Source organism: uncultured Maricaulis sp., from assembly GCF_963976135.1.
In the GTDB taxonomy this organism is placed as follows: domain Bacteria; phylum Pseudomonadota; class Alphaproteobacteria; order Caulobacterales; family Maricaulaceae; genus Maricaulis.
Map to the genome: position 1 here is coordinate 1 of NZ_CAXBKN010000138.1, position 5,273 is coordinate 5,273.

At 61.4% G+C, this 5,273-nt stretch carries 4 protein-coding genes; 3 read left to right on the plus strand and 1 reads right to left on the minus strand.

Features of this window, described 5'->3' with window-relative positions:
* Positions 1 to 196 (minus strand): hypothetical protein (locus AAC023_RS13495; protein ID WP_339741719.1); only part of this gene is annotated, 196 nt, incomplete at its 3' end.
* A gap of 196 nt (positions 197 to 392) precedes the next feature.
* Between AAC023_RS13495 and AAC023_RS13500 the strand changes: the two genes are divergently transcribed.
* The 3 genes from AAC023_RS13500 to AAC023_RS13510 form a co-directional block, all read left to right on the plus strand.
* Entirely contained in the window at positions 393 to 1,679 is a 1,287-nt protein-coding gene (locus AAC023_RS13500) for a TolC family protein (protein ID WP_339741720.1), read from the plus strand.
* Complete coding sequence (locus AAC023_RS13505) at positions 1,676 to 2,965, plus strand: efflux RND transporter periplasmic adaptor subunit (RefSeq protein WP_339741721.1); 1,290 nt, start codon at positions 1,676 to 1,678, stop codon at positions 2,963 to 2,965. The genes AAC023_RS13500 and AAC023_RS13505 overlap by 4 nt, the downstream gene beginning before the upstream one ends.
* Positions 2,966 to 2,988: 23 nt before the next feature.
* Positions 2,989 to 5,273, plus strand: a 2,285-nt coding sequence (locus AAC023_RS13510) for a CusA/CzcA family heavy metal efflux RND transporter (protein ID WP_339741722.1), incomplete at its 3' end; no start/stop codon positions are given.

Sequence of the window (5,273 nt, forward strand, 5' to 3'; positions counted from 1 at the left end):
AATATGGCTCGCAGCTTGTCTGGTCGCGACCATGTTGATTGGCCCTGCGTCGGCGGATGTACATGCGATGGCTCCTGATACCATTGCCTGCCAGGCGCTGGATGACCAACTTGCGGCATCCGGTACAGACCGCAAGGACGACGGGCAGTCTCGTCCTGATCACGATCACCACGCGCACACCTGCGGCAGTTGCCATTTCCATCTGGCCGGATCTTTCCCATCCAGATTCGTTTCCCCCTGGGGACTTCGGACAGTCGTTCTGCCCGAGGCGAACATGTTCGCGCCTCGCGCCGGTCCCTTCGGACTCTACCGCCCTCCCCGTGTCTGACCTGACTCCCTAGCTGCGGCTCTGCCGTCGGCATCTTTCAGGTCATCACGAGGAAATTATATCAATGAACACATTGAAGCAGGGCGCATGTTGCGCCCTGATCGCAGCTGTCCTTGCGGGCACTGCGGTCGCAGCTCCGTGCAGCGGACCAAGGGTCACTGCCACCGCAATCCAGCCAGGCGAGCCTTTATCACTTGACGCCGTACTGGCAGAAGTCCGCAATGCGTCTCCGGAAGTGCGCAAGGCCGCATTGGAAACACGCGCTCGCGAGGCGGACGCAGATCAGGCCGGCCGCTGGCTCAATCCTATGATCGGATTGGAACTTGAAAACTTCTCAGGCTCCGGCCCCCTCGCCGGGTTTGATCAAACCGAGACAACGTTCTCGGTTGCCCAGACATTCCAGCTGGGCGGCAAGCGAACAAAACGTCAGCGCGCTGCGCGTGCCAGTGCCGCGCTTGCAACGGCAGAATGCGGCGCCATCCTGCGTGAAACAGAACTGGAGGCGGTGACGCTCTTCTATGAACTGGACGCAGCTGTCCAGCTCGTCCGTCTCGCCAATCAATCGGCCGACCTGGCGGACACGCTCAGCGAAACCGTTGGCAAGCGAGTGGATGCAGGCGCGGCCGCGCCACCGGAACTTTCCCGGGCCAAAGCTGATGCTGCAACCCTGCGTGCAGTGGCCGCACAGACACGCGGTGACATGGAGGCCCTTCGCTACGATCTCAGCGCACTGTGGGGAAGCGCCGACCCGGTCTTCGAGGCACCTGTCCTGCCAATGACGGCGCCCACCCACCCCGGCGCAGCCAACCTGGCACAACACCCTGCTGTCAAAGTGGCCGAGGCCGGTATTGTCGCGCGGCAGGCGGAGCAGGATCTGGCGCGTGCTCAGGCGGCCCCTGATCTTACCCTAAGTGCGGGCATGCGGCAGTTTGAGCAAACGGGCGATACCGCATTCCTTATCGGCGTCAGCGTGCCTGTCCCCCTGTTTGACCGCAACCGTGACGCAACCCGCGCTGCTGGTTACAGAGTCGATGCCCGGCGCACCGACCGGGTGGCTGTGGAGGCAAGATTGCTTGCCAGCCAACGCGCCTCGGTCTCTCAGGTCCGCGCGGCCCAGGAACGCCTGGCGCTCCTTGAGAACGATGCCCTGCCCTCAGCCAGGGCGGCCTATGAAGCATCCGTCCAGGGCTATGCCGCGGGCAAGTTCGATCTCACCTCAACCCTCGATGCCCGCAAAGGCCTGATCGAAGCCGGCGTAGCCGTAATCGATGCGGCCCGCGCCCTGAATACAGAAAACATGCGCTTGCGAAGCCTGATTGGCGCCGCCCCCTTTAATGGAGACATCCAGTGAAACAGACCCTGATCCTGACAACAGCCCTACTGAGTTTGACAACCCTGCTGTCTGCCTGTGGCGAGACTTCAGCGGTAGACGGCAAAACCAGCGCCGTCGCTTCGGCCGTAAATGACACGCACGGGCACACCCCGTATGAGGCATTCTCGGCCGCCGACAATGAGAAGGACTCCGAAGGAAACGATACTCACGACGAACACGGCGAAGACGAAGACGATGTCGTCAATCTGACCGAAGCAGAAGCGCGCGAAGCGGGCATTGAACTCAGTGAAGCGAAATTGGCCGAAATGGGCCAGTCGCTCAGCCTTCCAGCGGAAATAAGGTTCGACGCAGACAGGGTGGCGAATGTCTCACCCAAGGTCAGCGGCGTGGTCGCAAAGCTCTATGCCAGCGAAGGCGATCATGTGAAGCGGGGCCAAACGCTGGCACTGATTTCCAGTCGCGATCTCGCGGGCCTGAAAGCGGCCTGGCAGAAAGGTGAAACTGGCAAGGCCCTGGCCGCTCAGGCCCTCGCGCGCGAGGAACAACTCTGGGCCGACAAGATCACATCCGAAGCCGATGTCCAGGCAGCCCGTGCGGAATTTGAAGCCGCGAAAGCCGCGAGTGATGCGGCCGAAAACGAGCTGCACGCTGCCGGTGTCAGTCACGAAGCCCTGGAGAAGGTCGCGACAGCAAGAGATGGCGACAATGCCAATTCCTACCTGACCGCGCCGATTTCCGGAACGATTGTCCGGCGCGCAGTCACGCTTGGCCAGACGGTTGCCGCGGGAGATGCCGGCGCCGACACGCTCTTCACGATCGCGGATGACAGCGTGGTCTGGGCAGACATCGCCGTCTACAAACAGGACATTGGTCGTATACGTATTGGCGCACCTGTCGCGCTGAAGACCGACGCAGGAAATGTCCTGGCGCTATCGACTGTCGCTTTCGTGCTTCCCGTCATCAATGAAACCTCTCGCACCGCGACGGCACGGGTGATTGTGGCCAATACCGATGGCAGTCTGACGCCCGGCCAGTTTGTGACGGCCGATCTCAGTGTCGGCAATGCAAGCCCCGTGGTGCGGGTCCCGCAAACAGCCGTCCAGATTGTCGAGGACAAACCGTCGATCTTTGTTCCCGTTGAAGGCGGTTTCGCCCCCAAGCCCGTGATGATCGGTGCAACGGCCGGCGGCTTTGTCGAAATTCGTTCAGGCCTGGCGGTCGGCGAGACCTTTGTCTCGCAAGGGGGTTTCACCCTCAAGGCCCAGCTTGAAAAAGACGCCTTTGGCGATGGACACGGACACTAGGACCAACAGACATGATCAATTTTATGCACCGTATCGCCGGGGGCCGCCTCCTGGCAGCCATCGCGGCACTCGCCATGACGCTTGGCGGCCTGTTCGCTTTCCGGGCCCTGCCCGTGGATGCCTTTCCGGACGTGACGCCCTCCCTGGTCCAGGTCTTTACCGAAACCGAAGGCCTCGCCCCGGAGGAGGTCGAACGCTATGTCACCTATCCGATTGAGACGGCCATGTCCGGCCTCCCGAAACTCAAGAGCATGCGCTCGGTCTCGAATTTCGGCCTGTCCGTGGTCAACATCTATTTCGAAGATGGGACGGACGTCTATTTTGCCCGCCAGGTCGTCGGTGAACGTCTCGCTGAGGCGCGCGGCAACATTCCGGACGGGTTTGGTGACCCACAAATGGGACCCATATCGACGGGCCTGGGCATCATTCTCTACTTCAGACTGGATGACACCAGCGGGACGCGGGATCTCGTCGAAATGCGCGAGATCCAGGACTGGATCATCAAGTATCAGCTGCAGACCGTTCCGGGCGTCACCGAAGTGCTCTCGCTTGGCGGCTTCGAAAAGCAATACCAGGTCCGCCTCGATCCGGATGCATTGCTCGCCTATGATATCCAGATTGGCGACGTGATTGGCGCGCTGGAGCGCGGCAACAAGACGGAAGGCGCGCAATTCCTCGAAATTGGCGCGGAGCAGTACACCGTGCGCGGCGTCGGACTGGCCCGGTCGGTCGATGACCTTGCCGAAATCGTTGTCAATGTTGATGACGGACGCCCCGTCCGCGTCCGCGACCTGGGCGAAATCGTCATCGGCGGCGGCGTCCGCCAGGGACTTGCCACGGCAAATGGTCAAGGCGAAGTCGTCGCCGGCCTCGTGCTGAAGCTCTACGGCACCAACACGTCTGACGTAATCGCCCGCGTGCAGAAGCGCTTTGAAGAAATCAACGCAAGCCTGCCCGAAGGCGTGACGGCGGTTCCCTATTATGACCAGGGTACACTCGTGAACAAGGCTTCTGCAACGGTGACGACCGCGCTCTGGCAGGGCGGTCTGCTTGTGGCGCTAGTTGTCTTCGTCTTTCTGGGCGGGTGGCGGCCAAGCCTCGTCGTCGTTCTCTCTATCCCCTTCTCTGTCGGCTTTGCATTCATCGCGATGAACGTGCTCGGCATCAGTGCCAATCTGATGTCACTGGGCGGTGTCGCCATCGCCATCGGGATGATGGTCGATGGCGCGATCGTCATCGCGGAAAATGTCGATCGGAGTCTCCGGGAAAGCGCAGGTACGGAAGATCAGCGGAGCGTCGTTGCACGCTCGACTGCCGAGGTCATTGCGCCCCTGGTTGCCGCTGTCGCAGTGGTCATCGTTGTCTTCCTGCCGCTGTTTTCGCTGCAGGGCGTTGAGGGCAAGACGTTCCGTCCACTTGCCGCATCGGCTGCGCTTGCGATGACCGGTTCGCTTTTTTACGCCGCGCTGATTGCGCCGTCCCTTGCAAATGGCCTGATGCGACGCGGAAAGGCAAAAAGCGAAGAGAAGCCTGACCTTATCGCCCGCTATGTCAGCTCACTTGCTGGCTTTTTCGTCAGGCAACGCATGGCAGCCATTGTGATGGCTGCTGTGCTTCTTGTTGCAGGTGGGCTCGCCGGCTCGCGGCTGGGGTCGGAATTCACACCCTCGCTGGAAGAAGGTGACATCCTTCTGAGGATCACGATGGCTCCATCGATTTCGCTGACGGAAGCCACCGCGACGACAACCCGGATCGAGAAGCGGCTGCTGGACGCATTTCCCGAGATCAAGTCGATCGTCACCCGCATCGGGCGCGGCGAAGTCGGCGCGCATGCGGACCCGACCAATAGCGCAGAAGCCTTCGTCGAACTGCAACAGCGCGATCAGTGGCGCCAAGGGATGTCTCCCGAGGACTTGCGTACGGCCATCTCGGAAAACCTGGAATCGGTGCCAGGTATCGTTGCAAGCATCGGGCAGCCGATTGCCATGGCCGTGGATGAGCTCATCACCGGAACACGTGCTGAGCTGGCGGTAAAGATCTTCGGGCCAGACTCGGAAATCCTTCTCGACAGGTCGCAGGTGCTACAGACACTCCTGCAGCAAGTTGACGGCGCTGCTGAAGTCCAGGCCGACCAGATCACCGGCGCACCGCAACTCGTGGTGACGGTGGATCGGGCCGCCCTTGGCCGTTACGGTCTCGACGTCGAAGACGCACTGGATGCGCTTCGCGCCTCCGTCGGCGGCGCCGAAGCCGGTGCCTTGTTCGAAGGTGTTCGCCAGTTCCCAATCGTCGTGCGCCTGCATGAAGA